This is a genomic window from Streptomyces sp. NPDC001617 (genome assembly GCF_053596855.1).
In genome coordinates this window covers 13,920-33,070 of record NZ_JBSFHA010000044.1, presented here as the reverse complement: position 1 = coordinate 33,070, position 19,151 = coordinate 13,920, and the positions used below count along the sequence as shown (strand labels likewise).

Sequence of the window (19,151 nt, the reverse complement as noted above, 5' to 3'; positions counted from 1 at the left end):
CTGCCGGTGGGTGCGATCGGTCAGTACTTGCGGGAAGGGAGCGCGGCCTTGGCCTGGTCCTGCGTGAAGTCGCCCTCCTTGGTCTTGATCCAGCGCTCGACCTTCTCGCCGTCGTGGACCTTCTTCACGACCTCCATCAGCTGGGGACCGAGCAGCGGGTTGCACTCGACGATGCCGTTGATCTTGCCCTCGGACATGGCGACGAAGCCGTCGTGGACACCGTCGATCGAGACGATCAGGATGTCCTTGCCGGGCTTCTTGCCCGCCGCCTCGATGGACTGGATGGCGCCGATGGCCATGTCGTCGTTGTGCGCGAAGAGCACGTTGATTTCCGGGTGGGACTGCAGGAAGGCCGCCATGACCTGCTTGCCGCCGGCGCGGGTGAAGTCACCGGTCTGGCTGACGACGATCTTCCAGTCGTCCTTGTGCTCCGCGTCCATGACCTCCTTGAAGCCCTTGGCGCGCTCGATCGCAGGGGCGGCACCGGTGGTGCCCTCCAGCTGAGCGATCTTCACCTTGCCCTTGAGGCCGGCCTTCGTGATGACCTTCTCCAGCATCCTGGCCGCGCGCCGGCCCTCGTCGGTGAAGTCGGAGCCGACGAGCGTGACGTACAGCGAGCTGTCGGAGGTCTCCACCGAGCGGTCAGTGAGGACCACCGGGATCTTCGCGGCCTTGGCCTCCTTGAGCACCGCGTCCCAGCCGGTGACGACGACCGGCGAGAAGGCTATGACGTCCACCTTCTGCGCTATGTAGCTGCGGATCGCGGAGATCTGGTTCTCCTGCTTCTGCTGGGCGTCGGAGAACTTGAGGGTGTACCCCGCCTTCTTGGCCGCGTCCTTCACCGAGGTGGTGTTCGCGGCGCGCCAGCCGCTCTCCGCGCCGACCTGGGAAAAGCCGAGGGTGATCCCCTTGCTGCCGCCCCCGGAGGAGGAACCGGACGAGCTGTCGTCCTTCTTGGCGCAGGCCGCCAGGCCGCCCGCGGCCGCCACACCGACCGCCGCAGTGAGGAAGTTCCGTCTGTTGATCATGTTCTTCTCCTTTGAAGAGTCGGCCCGGGGATGGACCCGCTTGTTACTCGATGGCATCGGCCGCACTGCGTCCAGCCTGTCGATCATTGTTCGGTATATCGGCCGCACTGATGCCGAGGGCGGCCGGTCGGCTTGTCAGAGGGGTACGTCCTCCAGTTGAGCGGCGTACGGGAACGTGCTGGCGCGGACGACGAGTTGGGGTTCGATCGCGATCCGGGCCGCGGTGGCGGGTGCCCGTCCCTCGATCAAGTCCAGGAGCAGCGCGATGCCTCGCTTGCCCACCGTCGAAAAGTCCTGCCGAACGCTGGTGAGAGGAGGACCGAAGAACTCCGACTCCGGGATGTCGTCGAAGCCGACCACCGCGACGTCCTGGGGAGTCCGGACCCCCGCCTCACGCAGGGCCCGCAACACCCCCAGTGCCATCTGGTCGTTGGCGACGAAGACGGCGGTCAGCCCCCGGCCCACCCAGCCGGCCAGTTCCTGGCCTGCGCGGTAGCCCGACAACGGACTCCAGTCCCCCCGCAACAGCATGGGCGGTTCGACGCCCGCCGCTTCGAGGGTCGCCAGCCAGCCGGCGGCCCGGTCGGCCGCCTCCTGCCAGGCCTCGGGCCCGGCGAGGTGCCAGACCGTGCGGTGGCCGACGGCCAGCAGATGACTGGTGGCCAGCCGCGCCCCCAGGTGCTGGTCCACACTGACGCTGGGGACGTTCACGTCCGGCCCGCCGCCCACGACCACCACCGGGAAGGGATACCGGAGTTCAGCCAGAGCGTCCACCGCCGACCGCTGCGGCGTGATGGCGACCACTCCTTCCACTCCGCCCTCGCTGAGGTGGTCCAGGGCCTCGGACAGCGTCTCCATGGTCAGCCTGCGCAGACTGACCGTCGAGACGAGATACCCCTCGGCGCGCGCCGCCTCCTCAAGCGCGAACAGCGTACTGGCCGGCCCGTAGAGGGTGGTGTCGGAGGCGACCACACCCAGCGTCCGGGTACGCCGAGTCGCCAGGGCCCGTGCGGAGGAGTTACGGCGATAGCCCATCTCCTCGATCGCGCGCAGCACCCTGGCCCGTGTCTCGTCCCGCACATTGGGGTGATCCCCCAGCACGCGGGACACGGTCTGGTGGGACACGCCGGCCACGCGCGCCACGTCCGCCATGGTGGGTGGTCGAAGCTGACTGTCTGTCACGGCCACCCCTCCCTGGCGCTCGCCTGCCGATAAGTCCTGTGAGGTGGGCGGCTGTTGCCGCGCCGCCGACGTCACTGTGGGGTTCCGGAAAGCCCAACGTTCCGGGCGGGAAGAGCAAGTTGGAGCACTGTGGACACGACCCTCGTACCTCCCGTGCCGGCGTTGAAGCTGACTGGTGAATGCGGGGGTTATTGTGAGCGCTAACAATTGATGGCGGTCAAGAGAGTTTGCACCAGAAGGCCGTCACGGTTGAATAACGCGCCCGGCGGCGGCCGTTGTTGAGCCGGAACCCTACCCGCACCACCAGAGGAACCGCGTGCAGGTCTGGGACGGCAAGGGACCCGGCTTCGACGTCGTCGGATTCGCCGTCGGCGTGGTCGTCCCGGTCGGGCTCGTAGCCGTCCGGCCCGCCGTCGGCGTGACCGGTGAGGTGCCCGCGGTCGACGATCGGGTGGCCTTGCCGTCGGCACTCTTCGACACCGAGGGCGACGGGGACTCCGAGGCCGACGCGGACACCGAGGCGTTCGGGGGCTTCGAGCGGGCACCCCTACCCGTCGCACTGTCCAGGGGCTGCGCCGCCTCCCCCGTCTCCGACGAGGTATTCGCACCCCCGGCCGCCGGAGGCCTGGAGGTGGCGAAGGGCACGTCGATGCCGAGTTCCGCGACGCTCAGGCCGCCCGCCGCGAGGACGAAGCCCGCGGCGAGGAGGAGGGTGCGCCGACGGCGCCGGCGGTGGGCCGCGGCCTTGCGGTCGCGACGACTCCCGGCGCCGACCGGCCCGGTGACCTCCTCGCCGGCTTCCCGCCCCGGCCCCCGTCCGCGTCCCTGTGCCCGGCGCCGGGCCGCCCGACCCTGCGGCGCGCCTGCGTCGTCGTGGCCGTGCTCGTGCCCGTCGGGAGTGCCGGAGCCGTCGGTCCGGTACGGCTCGAGGGCGATGTCCGACGGCGGAGGAACGTCCGCTTCCTCCGCATGTGCGCGGAGCTCTTCGACTGGCGTACCGCACCCCGGGCATGCGAGGGCGCCATTGAGGTGCCGTCGGCACGGGTGGCAGAAGTCCATGACGCGGGAAGACTAGGTTCTCGATCGATAACGTTCCTAGGCGCGCCTGTGAAAGTTGTGTGGGAAACAGACCGCTCCGGCACCCCAACTTGATACGGACGGCCCACATTCCGCGCCATCTAGCGGCATCCCCCCGGCAACCCGCCCCATCTCTCCGACATCATCCCGAAACCGGACTTTCGAGAGTGTCGGAACCGCTACGCGTTCGACCCATTGACACTCCCGCCACCCCATCCTTAGTGTCTGGCCAGCATTTCGAACGAGTGGCGAAATCTCGAACAGCTGAAGGGCAACATCCGTGCGCATCACCGGAATCAGCACACACGTTGTCGGGACGCCCTGGCGCAACCTGACGTACGTCCAGGTGCACACCGACGAGGGCATCACGGGCATCGGCGAGACCCGCATGCTGGGTCACACCGACGCGCTGATCGGCTACCTGCGAGAGGCCGAGGCCAACCACATTCTCGGCTCCGACCCGTTCGCTGTCGAGGACCTCGTGCGCCGCATGAAGCACGGCGACTACGGACGGGCCGGCGAGATCGTGATGTCCGGCATCGCCGTCGTCGAGATGGCCTGCTGGGACATCAAAGGCAAGGCCCTCGGGGTGCCCGTCTGGCAGCTGCTGGGCGGCAAGGTCACCGACAAGGTGAAAGCGTACGCCAACGGCTGGTACACGACGGAGCGGACTCCGGAGGCGTACCACAAGGCCGCCCAGGGGGTCATGGAGCGCGGGTACAAGGCGCTCAAGATCGACCCCTTCGGCACCGGGCACTTCGAGCTGGACCACGAGCAGACCCTGTACGCCGTCTCCCTGATCGAGGCCGTGCGGGACGCGATCGGGCCGGACTCCGAGCTGATGCTGGAGATGCACGGCCGTTTCTCCCCCGCCACCGCCGTCCGGCTCGCCCACGAGCTCGCGCCCTTCAAGCCCGCGTGGCTGGAGGAGCCCTGCCCGCCGGAGAACCTGAAGGCGCTGGAGAAGGTCGCCGCCAAGGTCGACATCCCGGTCGCCACCGGTGAGCGGATTCACGATCGCATCGAGTTCCGCGAGCTGTTCGAGAGCCAGGCCGTCGACATCATCCAGCCGGACGTCGGCCACATCGGCGGTATCTGGGAGACCAGGAAGCTCGCCGCGACCGCCGAGACCCACTACGTGCTCGTCGCCCCGCACAACGTGGGCGGTTCGGTGCTCACCGCCGCCTCGCTGCAGGTCGGCTTCACCTCCCCCAACTTCAAGATCCTGGAGCACTTCAACGACTTCGCCGACGCGGAGATCAAGAAGGTGGTCAAGGGCGCGCCGCAGGTCGTGGACGGGTACTTCCACCTCTCGGACGCGCCCGGCCTCGGCGTCGAGCTGGACGTCGACGCGGCCGCGGAGTTCCCGCAGCAGCAGGCTCGGTTCGACCTGTGGGCCGAGGGCTGGGAGCAGCGCAAACCGAAAGGCACCCAGAAGTGAGCAGCGCGGTCGTCATCGAGGCGCCCGGTGAGCACCGGCTCACCGAGCACACGCCCCGTGAGCCCGGAGCCGGCGAGGCGCTGGTACGCGTCCACGCCGTGGGCATCTGCGGCAGCGACCGCGAGGTATACCAGGGCAACCGGCCCGAAGGGTACGTGCGCTATCCGATCACGCCGGGGCACGAATGGTCCGGGACGGTGAAGGCCGTGGGGGCCGGAGTGCCTTCAAGTCTCGTAGGCCGCAAGGTCGTCGGTGAGGGCTTCCGCAACTGCCAGGTGTGCGACCGCTGCCACGCGGGCGAGACGACGCTGTGTACGGCGGGGTACGACGAAACCGGGTTCACCCAGCCGGGGGCGATGGCCACCACGCTCACCCTCCCGGCCCGTCTCCTGCACGTCCTGCCGGACGACGCGGACCTCACCGCGGCCGCCCTCATGGAGCCCGCGGCCTGCATCGCGGCCGCCACGATCAAGGCGAACGCACTGCCAGGCGAGCGGGTCGCCGTGGTGGGGACCGGGACGCTCGGGATGTTCGCGGTGCAGTTCCTGAAGGCGGGTTCCCCGGCCGAGCTGCTCATCGTGGGCACCCGGCCGGACCGTGCGGCGCTTTCGAAGGATTTCGGCGCCACCGACTTCCGTACCAAGTACCAGGAGCTCCCGGACGACTTCGACGTCGTCATCGAGACCGCCGGGTCCGCGTCTGCCGCGCGCACCGCCGCCTCCCTGCTCAGGCGCGGCGGACGCCTGGTCCTGACGGGCATCCCGGCGCCGGGCGCCGAGGGGCTCGACCCGACCGACCTGGTCGTACGGCAGCTGGAGGTGCACACCGTCTTCGGTGCGGCGCCGGACGCCTGGGCGCACACGGTGCGGGTGTTCGGGGCCGGTCTGCTCGATCCGCTGCCTCTGGTCACGCACGAGCTGCCGCTCGGCGAGTTCCTGGAGGCCATCGAGCTGGTCGGGTCCGGCGATCCGAAGGTGGGCAAGGTGCTGCTCCGCCCCTAGACGTACGCCGGTACGGGGGCGACCTGACGGCCCCCGTACCGGCGTACACCAGAGCCCTTCCCTGCCCCGAGCCGCGAACCTCGTCCGAAATATCGAACATGAAGGACAGCTTGTGACGACCGACGCTTCCGCCACGGCGGCCCGCCGACCCGGCGAGCAGGCGCTCGCCGCCCTCGGCCTGGGCGCGCCCGCCCTCGACCCCGCCGACGCCTCCCCGCACACCTTCCCCGGCGGCGGCCGCTGGCGCACCGAGATCCCCTCGTGCGAGGGTCCCGAAGCGCTGGCCGTCATTCTCAAGGAGTCCTCGCGCCTGGACGTGCCGATCCACCGGATCAGCCAGGGCAGCGGCGTGTGGATGCTGACCGACGCCGAGATCACCGAGATGGTCGAGGCCGCCGCCGAACGCGACATCGAACTCTGCCTGTTCACCGGCCCGCGCGGCACCTGGGACATCGGCGGCTCCGTGCGCTCCGACTCGCGGGGGGCCGGACTGCGCGCACGGGGCCACGACGCCGTCGCCGGGTGTGTCGAAGACGCCGTCCGGGCGACGGAGTTGGGCGTCAAGTGCCTGCTCGTCGCCGACGAGGGCGTGCTGTGGACGCTGCACCGGGCGCGCGAGGCGGGGATCATCCCGGCCGACACCACGCTGAAGGTGTCCGCGCTGATCGGCCCCGTCAACCCGGCCGCCTACGCCGTGTACGAGCGGCTCGGCGCCGACTCCCTCAACGTGCCCAGCGACCTGACGCTCGATCACCTCACGGAGATACGGCGGGTCTCCGCCGCCCCCATGGATATGTACATCGAGGCACCCGACGATCTCGGCGGCTACATCCGGATGTACGAGGTCGCCGAGCTCATCCGGCGCGGCGCACCGCTCTACCTGAAGTTCGGGCTGTCCAAGAGCCCCGGCATCTACCCGTACGGACACCACATGCGGGACCTGACGCTGACCACCGCCCGGGAACGGGTGCGGCGCGGCCGACTGGCCCTGGACCTGCTCGCACGGCACGGAGCTGACGGCGACATGGCGCCCCTCGGCTCACGGCTGCCCGGGACCCTCAAGCGGTTCGACACCTCCGCATAACGTTCCGGACAATCTCCTTCACAAAAAGAGACGCAGTCAAACACAATTCAACACACCTCTCGGTCTCCCGTACCTCTCCGGAGCCTCTTCGCATCGCCAGGCCGAGCACTGCCCACACACATCAAGGATGATGATCATGCGCACTCGTAGAAGCGCCCTCGCCGCCATCGCCGGAGCCGCGTCTCTCGCCCTCACCCTGTCCGCCTGCGGTCAGAGCAGTGAAGGCGGCAGCAAGGAGAGCTCGAGCAGTGCCAAGGGCGGCACCATCGGTATCGCGATGCCCACCAAGTCCTCCGAGCGCTGGATCGCGGATGGCAAGAACGTCGTCAAGGACCTCCAGGCCAAGGGCTACAAGACCAAGCTGGTCTACGGCGAGGACGACCCCGACCAGCAGGTCTCGCAGATCGAGAACCTGATCACGCAGGGCGTCAAGGGCCTGATCGTCGCGGCCATCGACAACAAGTCGCTGAACAACGTGCTGCAGCAGGCCGCCGACGCCAAGATCCCGGTGATCGCCTACGACCGCCTGATCCTCGGCACGAAGAACGTGGACTACTACGCGTCCTTCGACAACACCAAGGTCGGCGAGCTGCAGGCCAGTTACATCGTCGACAAGCTGGGCCTGAAGAGCGGCAAGGGTCCGTTCAACATCGAGCTGTTCGCCGGCTCCAACGACGACAACAACACCAAGTACTTCTTCAACGGCGCGATGAGCGTGCTGCAGCCGTACATCGACAAGAAGAAGCTCGTCGTCAAGTCCGGTCAGACCAAGCTCACCCAGGTCACCACCCTGCGCTGGGACGGCGCCACCGCCCAGAAGCGCATGGAGGACATCCTCACCTCCACCTACGGCAGCGCCAAGGTCAACGCGGTCCTGTCGCCGTACGACGGCATCTCCATCGGCATCCTCGCCGCGCTGAAGTCGGACGGCTACGGCTCCTCGAGCAAGCCGATTCCGGTCATCACCGGCCAGGACGCCGAGCTCGCCTCGGTGAAGTCGATCATCGCGGGCCAGCAGACGCAGACCGTCTACAAGGACACCCGCAAGCTCGCCGATGTCGCCGCGACCATGGTCGACGACGTCCTCAAGGGGAAGAAGCCGCAGGTCAACGACACCAAGACGTACGACAACGGCACCAAGGTCGTCCCCGCCTACCTGCTGCAGCCGGTGAGCGTCGACAAGACCAACTACACGAAGGAACTGGTCGACACCGGTTACTACACGGCCGACGAGCTCAAGTAGTCCCACCCGGTGAACAGGCCGGCCATTCCTACGGATTGAAAGGGCACACCATGGCGGGACCCGTCCTGGAAATGCGCTCGATCGTCAAGACCTTTCCCGGCGTCAAAGCGCTGTCGGACGTCACGCTGACCGTCCGTCAGGGCGAGGTCCATGCCATCTGCGGCGAGAACGGCGCCGGAAAGTCCACCCTGATGAAGGTGCTCTCCGGCGTCCATCCGCACGGCACCTACGAGGGCGACATCCTCTTCGAGGGTGAGGTCTGCGAGTTCAAGGACATCCGGGCGAGCGAGCAGCGCGGCATCGTGATCATCCATCAGGAGCTGGCGCTGGTGCCGTTCCTGTCGATCGCGGAGAACATCTTCCTCGGCAACGAACACGCCTCGGGCGGGTTCATCAACTGGAACGAGACGCTCAAGCACGCCACCGAGCTGCTGCGCCGGGTGGGTCTGACCGACCACCCGGAGACCCGGATCGCCGACATCGGCGTGGGCAAGCAGCAGCTGGTGGAGATCGCCAAGGCGCTGTCGAAGAAGGTGAAGCTGCTCATCCTCGATGAGCCGACCGCGGCTCTGAACGACGAGGACAGCGGTAAACTCCTCGATCTCATCCTGGAGTTGAAGAATCAGGGCATCACCTCGATCATCATCTCCCACAAGCTGAACGAGATCCGCCGGGTCGCCGACTCGGTGACGATCATCCGCGACGGGAAGTCCATCGAGACCCTCGACGTGAAGGCCCCGGAGACCACCGAGGACCGGATCATCACGGGCATGGTCGGCCGCGACCTCGACCACCGCTTCCCCGAGCGCACACCGTTCGAGGGCGAGGTGGACGCCGCTCCCGCGCTGGAGATCCGCAACTGGACGGTGCACCACCCGATCGACCAGTCGCGCAAGGTCGTCGACGACGTCTCGATCAACGTCCGTCGCGGGGAGATCGTCGGCATCGCGGGGCTGATGGGCGCCGGCCGCACCGAGCTCGCGATGAGCGTGTTCGGACGCACTTACGGCCGGCACGCGGGCGGCACGGTCTTCAAGGACGGCAAGGAGATCCGGACGAAGACCGTCGCCGAGGCGGTCAAGCACGGCATCGCGTACGTCACCGAGGACCGCAAGCACTACGGCCTCAACCTCATCGACAACGTCAACCGCAACATCTCGCTGGCCTCGCTGGACAAGGTCGCGCGGCGCGGTGTGGTGGACGAGCACGAGGAGCGGCAGGTCGCCGAGCGCTTCCGCAAGTCGATGAACATCAAGGCACCGACCGTCTTCGAGCCGGTGGGCAAGCTGTCCGGCGGCAACCAGCAGAAGGTCGTCCTCAGCAAGTGGATCTTCGCGGGTCCGGACGTGCTGATCCTGGACGAGCCGACACGCGGTATCGACGTCGGCGCCAAGTACGAGATCTACACGGTCATCGACCAACTGGCCGCCGAGGGCAAGGCGGTCGTCTTCATCTCCTCCGAGCTGCCCGAGCTGCTCGGCATGTGCGACCGCATCTACACCATGGCCGCCGGGCGGCTCACGGGCGAGGTTCCGCGGGCCGAGGCCACGCAGGAAGTGCTGATGCGCCAGATGACGAAGGACAAAGAGGTAACCCGATGAGCACGGATGTGACGGACAAGGTCCCGGCCTCGGCGCCGCCCGGCAAGAGCGGGGGATCCGCCTCCGGCGAGAACCTGCTGCAGCTGATTCTGGGCGGTCTGCGCCGCAACATGCGGCAGTACGGCATGCTCATCGCGCTCGGCCTGATCGTGGTGCTGTTCCAGGTGTGGACCGGCGGCGACCTGCTGCTGCCGCGCAACGTCTCCAACCTGGTGCTGCAGAACAGCTACATCCTGATCCTCGCGATCGGCATGATGCTGGTGATCATCGCGGGTCACATCGATCTGTCGGTGGGTTCGCTGACGGCGTTCGTGGGCGCGTTCGCGGCCGTGCTGACAGTGCAGCACGGTGTGGCGTGGCCGGTGGCACTGGTGTTGTGCCTGGTGGTGGGCGCCGTCGCCGGCTCGCTGCAGGGCTTCCTGATCGCGTATCTCGGCATACCGTCGTTCATCGTGACCCTGGCCGGCATGCTGCTGTTCCGCGGTCTGACGGAGATCTTCCTGCAGGGCCAGACCCTCGGCCCGTTCCCGAACGGTCTGCAGAAGCTCGGCAACGGCTTCCTGCCGGAGGTCGGCCCGAACACCAACTACCACAACCTCACGCTGCTGCTGGGCTTCGTCCTGCTGGCGTTCGTGGTGGGCCAGGAGGTCCGTGCCCGCAAGCGCGAGCAGGACTTCTCGCTGGACGTGCTGCCGCGCAACGCCTTCCTGCTCAAGCTCGTCGCCATCGCCGCCGCGGTCCTCGCCGTGACGATGCTGCTCGCCAGCTACCAGGGGGCCCCGATCATCCTGATCGTCCTCGGTGTGCTGGTGGTCGGCTACGGCTACGTCATGCGCAACGCGGTCTTCGGCCGGCACATCTACGCCATCGGCGGCAACCTGCCGGCGGCCAAGCTGTCCGGCGTCAAGGACAAGAAGGTCACCTTCTACGTCTTCCTCAACATGGGCGTGCTCGCGGCCCTGGCGGGTCTGGTGGTCGCAGCCCGTCTGAACGCGGCCTCTCCGAAGGCGGGCCTCAACTTCGAACTCGAGGCGATCGCCTCGTCGTTCATCGGTGGCGCGTCCATGAGCGGCGGTGTGGGTACCGTCCTCGGCGCGATCATCGGTGGTCTCGTCCTCGGCGTGCTGAACAACGGCATGAACCTCCTCAGCGTCGGCACCGACTGGCAACAGGTCATCAAGGGCCTCGCCCTGCTGGCCGCGGTCGGCTTCGACGTGTGGAACAAGCGCAAGTCAGGTTCGTGAACGACTGGGGCCCCGCCGTCCGGCGGGGCCCCATGCCCTTTACCGGACTGCGCTTTCTCCTTACGGGAGCCGCACACATGACTCCGCCCGCCCCGAAGATACAGAACGACTACGTACCGCACATGTCGGGGGAGGGGACTTCCCCATCATTCGCGAGGAGTCGCACATGGATCTGAACAGACGCACCGTCATCGCGGGCCCCGGCGGCGGGTATCGCCGCGACCACCCTCGGGAGGCGGAAAGCCGGTGAAGTCGCTCTTCGGCAAGCTCGCCGACGGCACGAAGATCCACAGCTGGGCCCTGGAGAACGGCAAAACCCGCCTGAAGGTCCTCTCCTGGGGCGGCATCGTCCAGTCACTGGAGATCCCCGACCGGCACGGCCGCTACACCAACGTCTCCCTCGGCTTCGACAACATCGAGGACTACGTCGCCAAGACGCCGTACTTCGGCGCGCTGATCGGCCGCTACGGAAACCGCATAGCCAAGGGCCAGTTCACCCTGGACGGCAAGAGCTACCAGCTGTCCGTGAACGACGGCGTGAACAGCCTGCACGGCGGCACCAAGGGCTTCGACAAGCGCGTGTGGGACATCGAGCCCTTCACCAAGGGCTCCGACGTCGGCCTCCACCTGCACTACACGAGCGTCGACGGCGAGATGGGCTACCCGGGCACGCTCCAGGTGAAGGTGACGTACACCCTCACCAAGCACGGCGACTGGCGGATCGACTACGAGGCCACCACCGACAAGGCCACCGTCGTCAACCTGACCAGCCACGTCTACTGGAACCTGGCCGGCGAGGGCAGCGGCACGATCGAGGACCACGAGCTCACGATCGACGCCGGCCGGTACACGCCCACCGACTCGGGTCTCATCCCGACCGGCGAGCTGGCGAAGGTCTCCGGCACACCGTTCGACTTCCGCGAGACCAAGACGATCGGCCGGGACATCCGCGCCGGCCACGTCCAGCAGGTACAGGCCAAGGGCTACGACCACAACTGGGCCCTGGACAAGGGCATCACCGCCAAGCCCGAGCACGTCGCGACCCTGCGCGACCCGCGCTCCGGCCGCACTCTGAGGATCGCCACCGACCAGCCGGGACTGCAGTTCTACTCCGGCAACTTCCTCGACGGCACCCTCACCGGCACGGGCGGCCGCACCTACCGCCAGGGCGACGCCCTCTGCCTGGAGACGCAGCACTTCCCGGACTCGCCGAACCACGCGAACTTCCCGTCGACGGTGCTGCGACCGGGACAGACGTACAAGACCACGACGATCCACACCTTCGGCCGCTGACCCGGCCCGAAGAGCGGTAGCGGTAAGGGCGGCCCGTGCTTCGCGCACGGGCCGCCCTTGCGCATGCGCGGTCAGGGATTGCCGTAGTAGGCGTCGGGACCGTGCTGGCGGGGGATGGCGAGGTCGGCCTCCAGCACCTCCTGGCGCAGGGTGTCCCGGACGAGATGCACGGTCATCGGTGTCTCCTCCTCGCGTGGGTCACAGAGCCTGGGCGAGGCGGTAGTAGGCGGCGTTCCAGCGGATCTCCTTGGAGAGCTGGTTCACGGTCGTGTCCTCGTCGATGGTGAGCAGTTCGACGTCGGCCATGGCCGCGTAGTCGTTCAGGGCCTCCAGGTCGACGGCCGAGCTGAGCACGGTGTGGTGCGGGGCGCCGGCCAGCAGCCAGCTCTCGGCCGACTCGGTCAGCGAGGGGCGCGGCACCCACACGGCCCGGGCCACCGGCAGATAGGGCAGGGGTTCGCTCGCGACGACGTCGACGGTGTTGGCGGTCAGCCGGAAGCGGTCGCCCAGGTCGGACAGGCCGACGACCAGGGCGGGGCCGGGCTGTGCGTCGAAGACCAGCCGGACGGGGTCCTCGCGTCCGCCGATGGACAGGGGGTGGATCTCGCAGCGGGGGCGTCCGGCGGCCACGGTCGGGCAGACCTCCAGCATGTGCGCGCCGAGGATGCGGGGGACGCCGGGGCCGAGGTGGTAGGTGTAGTCCTCCATGAAGGTGGTGCCGCCGGGCCGTCCCTGACCCATGACCTTCATCGTGCGCAGCAGCGCGGAGGTCTTCCAGTCGCCCTCGGCGCCGAAGCCGTAGCCGTCGGCCATCAGGCGCTGGACGGCGATGCCGGGCAGCTGGCGCAGTCCGCCCAGGTCCTCGAAGTTGGTGGTGAAGGCGGTGAAGCCGCCGTCGGTGAGGAAGGCGCGCAGGCCGAGTTCGATGCGGGCCGCGTACAGCAGCGCGTCATGGCGGGGGCCGTCCGGGCGCAGGATGGGCGCCACCTCGTACAACTCGCCGTAGTCGGCGGCGAGTTCGGCCACTTCCTTGTCCGGTACGGCGTCCACGGCCTCGACCAGGTCATTGACGGCGTAGGTGTTCACGGAGAACCCGAAGCGCCGTTCCGCCTCGACCTTGTCCCCCTCGGTCACCGCGACGTCGCGCATGTTGTCGCCGAACCGCGCCAGGCGCAGGGTGCGCGCGGCCTGCCGGCCGGCCGCCGCACGGGACCAGGCGGCGACGCGCTCCACGACCCGCGGGTCGGTGGCGTGCCCGGCGACGATCTTGCGGGGGACGCCCAGGCGGGCCTCGATGTGGGCGAACTCGCGGTCGCCGTGGGCGGCCTGGTTGAGGTTCATGAAGTCCATGTCGATGCTGTGCCAGGGCAGCGACAGGTTGAACTGGGTGTGCAGATGCAGCACGGGCCGGTCCAGGACGCTGAGCCCGGCGATCCACATCTTGGCCGGGGAGAACGTGTGCATCCACACGATCAGGCCGGTGCAGGTGGCGGAGGCGTTGGCCTCCTGGCACAGTCGGCGGATCGAGTCGGCGTCGGTGAGGACCGGCTTCCACACGATCCGGGCGCGGATCTTCGGAGCGCCGTCGAGGATGTCGGCGATCCGCCGGGACTGCTCGGCGACGTGGCGCAGGGTGTCCTCGCCGTAGAGGCCCTGGCTTCCGGTGAGGAACCAGATCTCCTGCGGCTGGTATGTCTCGTCGGGGGTGCTCATGACGGTTCCTTTCACGGAGATCCGGTGCGCGGAGGTCTGGTTCACGCGGAGGTTTCGGTGCGGATGCGGCGCGGGCGGTGCAGGACGTCGTTGGCGCCGCGGCCGAAGTAGTCGTGGAGGATGCGGTATTCGGCGTACAGGCGGTCGTAGGCGGCGGCACGGTCCGACAGGGTGCCGAAGTCGACGCCTACGACGCAGGGTTCGGGGTTCATCCGCCGACCGCCCTTCCGGAGTGTTCGATATATCGATCGCCGTTCGGAAAGCGTGACGCGGCGAAGGGCCCGACATCTCCATGCTGTCCGGGGCGACGATCTGCGGACATGGGCCGTCAGGGCCTTGGGAAAGGGTCGAACGGCGGTGATCCGTCAGCCACTTGGACTCGGCCCGGCACTCACACCGTTTTCACATCCGTTGAACGACGCCACCCCCGTATCCGTATCCATGGGCGGCCCGTGCTCCCCCGCACGGGCCGCCTAAACGCGACGGGCCCCGCCGCCCCCACCGGGCCCGCCCCATACGGAGGTTCCATGGCCGACAACGTCACCTCGCTGTTCCGCAGCACAGCGGCCCACAGTCCGTCCATGGCTGCGCTGGCGCGGGAGGGCGGCGACGGGGCCGGCCCGATCGACTTCTGTATCCCCTGCAATCCCTACTTCCCCACCCCGGCGATGTTCGACGACATGTCGGCCCGGCTGCGCGACATCATCACGTACTACCCGAGCAGCGCCGACACGATCACCTCCGAGCTGTGCAGCCTCCTCCAGCTGCCGCCGCAGTGCGTCGCGATGGGCAACGGGTCGACCGAACTGATCACCTGGATCGACCACTTGCTGGTCCGCGAGTCCCTCGCCATCCCCGTCCCCACCTTCGGCCGCTGGACCGACCAGCCGATGGAGACCGGCAAGCGGGTCGACATGTTCCCGCTGCAGGAGTCCAGCGGCTTCGCTCTGGACCTCGCGCAGTACGCCGAGTTCATCCGCAAGCGCGGCACCCGGGTCGCGGTGATCTGCAACCCGAACAACCCCGACGGCGGCTTCCTGCACAAGCACGCGCTGGTGCAGTTCATGGACGCGATGGCCGATCTGGACCTGGTCGTGATCGACGAGTCGTTCCTGGAGTTCGCCGACGCGGAGGCCGAGCCGAGCGTCGTGCAGGAGGCGATGATCCGGCCCAACGTGGTCGTGCTGCGCAGCCTCGGCAAGAACTTCGGCCTGCACGGCATTCGCTTCGGCTACCTGGTCGCCAACCCGTCCCTCGCGGGCCGAATACGCTCGATGCTCCCGAAGTGGAACCTCAACTCCTTCGCGGAGCACGTGGTGTTCATGCTCAAGGAGCACGGCGCCGAGTACGCGCAGAGCCTCCAGCAGGTGCGCCGCGACCGTCTCGACATGGCGAGCCATCTCGCCGCGCTGCCCGGCCTGACGGTCTACCCGTCCCAGGGCAACTTCCTCTTCGTACGCCTCCCCGTGGGCGCCGAAGGCACCGTGGTCCGGGACCGGATGCTCACCGAGCACCGCATCCTGGTCCGCGAGTGCGGCAACAAGATCGGTTCGTCCAGCCGCTTCCTGAGGCTCGTGGTGCGCCCCCAGACGGACGTGCGTCGCCTGGTGTCCGGCATGGAACAGGTGCTCTACGGGACCAGGAGGGGAGCCGCCGTGCCCGAGCTGGGCGCCGGGACCAGCTACAGCTCGGGTACGGCGGCCGTGGACCGGCTGGTCAGTGAGACCAACGGGGCGGGACTGCCGCTGGCCGCGCAGGCCGTGGGCGGGATGGGCGGGATGCCCATGCCGATGCCCGCGGCGGCTCAGGCGGTGCCGATGCCGGTGCCCGCTCAGATGCCGGCACCCCTGCAGATGCCTGCGCCGATGCCGGCGGCCGCGCAGATGCCGATGCAACAACCCATGCAGCAGCCGGTACCGCAGCCCGTGCCTCAGCCCGTGCCCGCGCAGATGCCGGCACCTGCCCAGGCGCCGATGGCTCCGGCCGCCGCGGCGACCGGGCCCACGCCGCCTGGGGTCCCTGCTCGTGGGGGGCTTACGGCTGCGCAGGTGCGGGGGACTACCGGGCCCGGGTTGACTCCGGCGCCGGCGACCGGGTGGCCGAATGCGCAGAGTTGGCCCAATGCGGCGGGGATGGGACAAGCCGGGTAGTCGCCGGGGTTCTGTGCGCGGCCGGGTGCGGGTGTGTGTGGCTGGTCGCGCGGCGTTCATCAGTGAGGCTCCCAGGGGTGGGTCCAGCGGCCAGGAAACCGGCCCCTGGGCCGCCCTTTTCACCGCCTCGCGCCCGCGCCGCTCCAGGACCACGCGGTCGATGCCCCGGACGAGCCCACTGTCGGCCTAGTACGCCACGGGCCAACCGGTGCTCCAGCTCAACAGGTTGATGCCGAGCTTGGGTGTGCCGTTGTCGTTGCCGTCGTAGTAGTGGTAGACGATCAGGTCGCCGTCGGAGTCGTTCATGATGGACTGGCCGCCGGGGCCGATGACGCTGCCGTGGGACTCCAGGACCGGGGTGCCGCCGTTGCTCAGCATGGCGACGCCGCTCTTGTCGTAGTACGGGCCCGTGACAGCGGTGGCCCGGCCGACCTTGACCTTGTACGTCGAGCTGGTGCCCTGGCAGCAGACGTCGTAGGAGGCGAAGAGGTAGTAGTAGCCGCCTCGTTTGACGATGTACGGCGCCTCGATCGCCTTGGTCCCGGTGGGGCGGGACGCGAGGGAGTACCGGGTGGTGTTGGACGAGAGCTGTTTTCCGGTGCTCGGGTCGATCTGGATCATCTTGATGCCGGTCCACCAACTCCCGAAGGACAGCCACCACTTGCCGTCGTCGTCGACGAAGAGGTTCGGGTCGATGGCGTTGTAGTCGCTGGCCGTGGTGGAGGTGTAGACGACGCCGTAGTCGGTCCAGGAGCCGGGCAGCCCGGTCGACGAACCGGCGACTCCGATGGCCGACTTGTTGGAGCCGAAGGTCGAAACGGCGTAGTACATCAGGTACTTGCCGTCGTGGTACGAGATGTCCGGCGCCCAGGCCTCGGTGGCGTACGTCGACCACCAGCCCGGCTTGGTCGAGAAGGCGTCGCTGCCGGCCGTGAACGCGATCCGGTCGGTGGAGGTCCTGTACCCCAGGCCGCCGCCCGTGGAGTAGAGCAGGTAGCGGCCCGAGGAGGTGCGGATCATCGTCGGGTCGTGGACGACGGTGTCGCCGGTGACCGTGCCGGGGTTGGGGTACGCCGATGCCGTGCTCGGCAGCAGGGCCAGCAGAACGGCGGCGGGGACGGCGAGGAACGTACGGGAGGTGCGGCTCACGTGGGGGTCCTCCTTGACTGGAAGGCGTTCGGAATACTGAACGCCGATCGTCAATGCGAACGCGACCGTAGAATCGAACCCTTTGCGCGTCAATGGTCCGCGCAGTCCCTACCGTGGCTTGCGTGCGGTGAAGCGGAAGTGGCGTTCATCGGGGCCCAGGATCGCCTGTTCATGCGTGTGTACCGACTCCTGCGCCCCGGCGGCGTGTTCGTGGGCGTCGGCGCATCACCGCACTACAGAGCACCGCACCTTCTGTCACGAACCCTGTCCTGCAAGAAACTTGACGTTCCGTCACTTTGCCCAACTGACAGCTCATCAACAGAATCCCCTCCTACGGTGCCGTGTCCATGACAGACACCCCCAGGGCTGACAGCCCACAAGAAGGAACCTCCATCGGACGCCGTACCGTGCTGATCGCCACGGGCGCCACGGCGGCAGGGCTCGCCGTGGCCGCCGCGGCCCCGTCGGCTCCCGCCGCCGTGAACACGGCCGACACCACGCCCGTCGCCGCAGCGGCCGTCTGCAGCCTCACCGAGGAGATGACCGAAGGCCCCTACTACCTGGACGGAGCGCTCGTCCGCTCCGACATCACCGAAGGCAAGGCAGGCATCCCGCTCAAGCTCGCCCTCACCGTCGTCAACTCCGCCTGCACCGTCATTCCCAACGCGCTGGTGGAGATCTGGCACGCCGACGCCCTCGGCGAGTACTCCGGCTACGTCGGCAACAACGGCCACAACGAGACCGACGACGGCACCTTCCTGCGCGGCGGTGTGCTGACGAACTCCTCCGGCGTCGCCAACATCACCACGATCTACCCCGGTTGGTACCGCGGCCGCTGCATCCACATCCACGTCAAGGTGCACACCGGCGTCACGCTGACCTCCGACGGCTCGTTCACCGGCGGCACCGAACTCCACACCGGACAGCTCTTCTTCGACGAGTCCATCACGACCAGGGTCGCCGCGGTCTCTCCGTACTCGACCAACACGGTCACCCGCACCACGCTCTCCCAGGACTCCATCTACGACGGCGGAGGCGCCGCCTCCGGCCTGCTGACCCTCACCGCCCTGGGCAGTTCGACCTCGTCGGGCTACACCGGCACCCTCACGCTCGGCGTCGCCCAGAGCTGAGCTTGTGACGAACAGGGGTGGCCCGGACCACGGACCACCCCTGTTCCCCGCGTCAGGAGCCCGGGCACTCCTTCCACGCCAGGTGGTACACCGTGCTGATGTCCCCGTCGGTCGAGTCCATCGTCATGAAGCTGACCTTGCCCGGATTCGCGGTCCCGGCGTTCACTCTCAGCTCTGTGTTGATGTTGAAGTTGCGCTGAACTCCGCAGGGCGCCCAGACCAGTTGGGCCCAGTCGGTGGAGTCGGTCGCCTGCCAGTCGTCGTTGTACGAGCCGTTGAACGGGTGGGTCTTGGGCACCGTGGTCGAGGAGCCCTGGAAGTAGTACGAGGCCTTCTGCGTGGCGCTCGCCCCCGGCTGGAGGGAGAGGAAGCCCCGGTAGTCGGCGCTGGCGATGGCGTAGGTGAAGCCCTGCGGGACGTGCACGATCAGGTTGAGCTGGCAGTTCTTGCGGAAGGCCGTGGGGTCTGAGTTGCCGCCGGCCTGGGCGAGGTACTGGCTGTAGGTGACCGTGAAGGCCGTGTTGTCGGGGGAGACGGCGACGGCCGCCGTGCCCTGGGGGCAGCCGGAGCCGTTCACCGTCGCCACATCGATGACGATCTTGTCCGGGGGCGGGTTGTCGAACACGGGGGACGAGGCCTGTGCGGGCAGCGCGGTGGTGAGCAGAGCGGCTACGGCGCCGCCCAGCAGGTATCCACCAGTCATGGTTTCTCCGGTTCTGTGAGTGGGGGGTGGCACGCCCCGGCCCACAGAGACCCACAGAGTCCCGCTGAGAACCCTTTGGAGAAACAGTGAGGTTTCTGTGAAGACCGAAGGC

The 19,151-nt window shown here is 68.1% G+C and carries 15 protein-coding genes and 1 pseudogene; 9 read left to right on the top strand and 7 right to left on the bottom strand.

Features of this window, described 5'->3' with window-relative positions; translation table 11 throughout:
- Positions 1-20 precede the first annotated feature (20 nt).
- From ACWC09_RS29305 to ACWC09_RS29295, 3 genes are all read right to left on the bottom strand, one after another.
- A complete protein-coding gene (locus ACWC09_RS29305) occupies positions 21-1,028 on the bottom strand; it encodes an ABC transporter substrate-binding protein (protein WP_450853921.1) in 1,008 nt (335 codons plus the stop codon).
- A gap of 135 nt (positions 1,029-1,163) precedes the next feature.
- Entirely contained in the window at positions 1,164-2,210 is a 1,047-nt protein-coding gene (locus ACWC09_RS29300; RefSeq protein ID WP_450853920.1) for a LacI family DNA-binding transcriptional regulator, read from the bottom strand.
- A gap of 291 nt (positions 2,211-2,501) precedes the next feature.
- On the bottom strand, positions 2,502-3,269 hold the full coding sequence (locus ACWC09_RS29295) for an SCO2400 family protein (protein ID WP_450853919.1): 768 nt from the start codon (positions 3,267-3,269) through the stop codon (positions 2,502-2,504).
- Positions 3,270-3,567: 298 nt separating this feature from the next.
- Here ACWC09_RS29295 and ACWC09_RS29290 point away from each other — a divergent pair, with 298 nt between their 5' ends.
- The 7 genes and pseudogenes from ACWC09_RS29290 (at position 3,568) to ACWC09_RS29260 (ending at position 12,194) form a co-directional block, all read left to right on the top strand.
- Positions 3,568-4,728, top strand: coding sequence for a mandelate racemase/muconate lactonizing enzyme family protein (locus ACWC09_RS29290; RefSeq protein ID WP_450853918.1), 1,161 nt, complete (start codon positions 3,568-3,570; stop codon positions 4,726-4,728).
- Positions 4,725-5,729, top strand: coding sequence for a zinc-dependent alcohol dehydrogenase (locus ACWC09_RS29285; RefSeq protein ID WP_450853917.1), 1,005 nt, complete (start codon positions 4,725-4,727; stop codon positions 5,727-5,729). Before ACWC09_RS29290 ends, ACWC09_RS29285 begins: the two co-directional genes overlap by 4 nt.
- Positions 5,730-5,841: 112 nt before the next feature.
- A complete protein-coding gene (locus ACWC09_RS29280; protein WP_450853972.1) occupies positions 5,842-6,813 on the top strand; it encodes a hypothetical protein in 972 nt (323 codons plus the stop codon).
- 136 nt (positions 6,814-6,949) lie between these two features.
- Entirely contained in the window at positions 6,950-8,056 is a 1,107-nt protein-coding gene (gene chvE / locus ACWC09_RS29275) for a multiple monosaccharide ABC transporter substrate-binding protein (RefSeq protein WP_450853916.1), read from the top strand.
- Between the two features lie 50 nt (positions 8,057-8,106).
- Positions 8,107-9,657 carry a multiple monosaccharide ABC transporter ATP-binding protein gene (gene mmsA / locus ACWC09_RS29270; protein WP_450853915.1) on the top strand — a complete coding sequence of 517 codons (1,551 nt, stop codon included), beginning with the start codon at positions 8,107-8,109 and terminating at the stop codon, positions 9,655-9,657.
- Complete coding sequence (mmsB, locus tag ACWC09_RS29265; protein ID WP_450853914.1) at positions 9,654-10,901, top strand: multiple monosaccharide ABC transporter permease; 1,248 nt, start codon at positions 9,654-9,656, stop codon at positions 10,899-10,901. Before mmsA ends, mmsB begins: the two co-directional genes overlap by 4 nt.
- A 166-nt stretch (positions 10,902-11,067) precedes the next feature.
- A pseudogene (locus tag ACWC09_RS29260) lies at positions 11,068-12,194 on the top strand (aldose epimerase family protein).
- 198 nt (positions 12,195-12,392) lie between these two features.
- Here ACWC09_RS29260 and araA read toward each other — a convergent pair.
- A complete protein-coding gene (gene araA / locus ACWC09_RS29255) occupies positions 12,393-13,907 on the bottom strand; it encodes an L-arabinose isomerase (RefSeq protein ID WP_450853913.1) in 1,515 nt (504 codons plus the stop codon).
- A gap of 41 nt (positions 13,908-13,948) precedes the next feature.
- Positions 13,949-14,119 (bottom strand): hypothetical protein, encoded by a 171-nt coding sequence (locus ACWC09_RS29250; protein ID WP_450853912.1) that lies wholly within the window; start codon positions 14,117-14,119, stop codon positions 13,949-13,951.
- A gap of 315 nt (positions 14,120-14,434) precedes the next feature.
- Between ACWC09_RS29250 and ACWC09_RS29245 the strand changes: the two genes are divergently transcribed.
- Entirely contained in the window at positions 14,435-16,057 is a 1,623-nt protein-coding gene (locus ACWC09_RS29245; protein WP_450853911.1) for a pyridoxal phosphate-dependent aminotransferase, read from the top strand.
- Positions 16,058-16,243: 186 nt separating this feature from the next.
- Here the strand turns inward: ACWC09_RS29245 and ACWC09_RS29240 are convergent, their stop codons facing one another.
- Complete coding sequence (locus ACWC09_RS29240; RefSeq protein ID WP_450853910.1) at positions 16,244-17,206, bottom strand: arabinan endo-1,5-alpha-L-arabinosidase; 963 nt, start codon at positions 17,204-17,206, stop codon at positions 16,244-16,246.
- A gap of 347 nt (positions 17,207-17,553) precedes the next feature.
- On the opposite strand from ACWC09_RS29240, the gene ACWC09_RS29235 reads away from it, so the two are divergent.
- Positions 17,554-18,336, top strand: coding sequence for an intradiol ring-cleavage dioxygenase (locus tag ACWC09_RS29235; RefSeq protein WP_450853909.1), 783 nt, complete (start codon positions 17,554-17,556; stop codon positions 18,334-18,336).
- Positions 18,337-18,388: 52 nt separating this feature from the next.
- On the opposite strand, the gene ACWC09_RS29230 is transcribed toward ACWC09_RS29235, so the two are convergent.
- Positions 18,389-19,039, bottom strand: coding sequence for a DUF4360 domain-containing protein (locus ACWC09_RS29230; protein WP_450853908.1), 651 nt, complete (start codon positions 19,037-19,039; stop codon positions 18,389-18,391).
- Positions 19,040-19,151 lie beyond the last annotated feature (112 nt).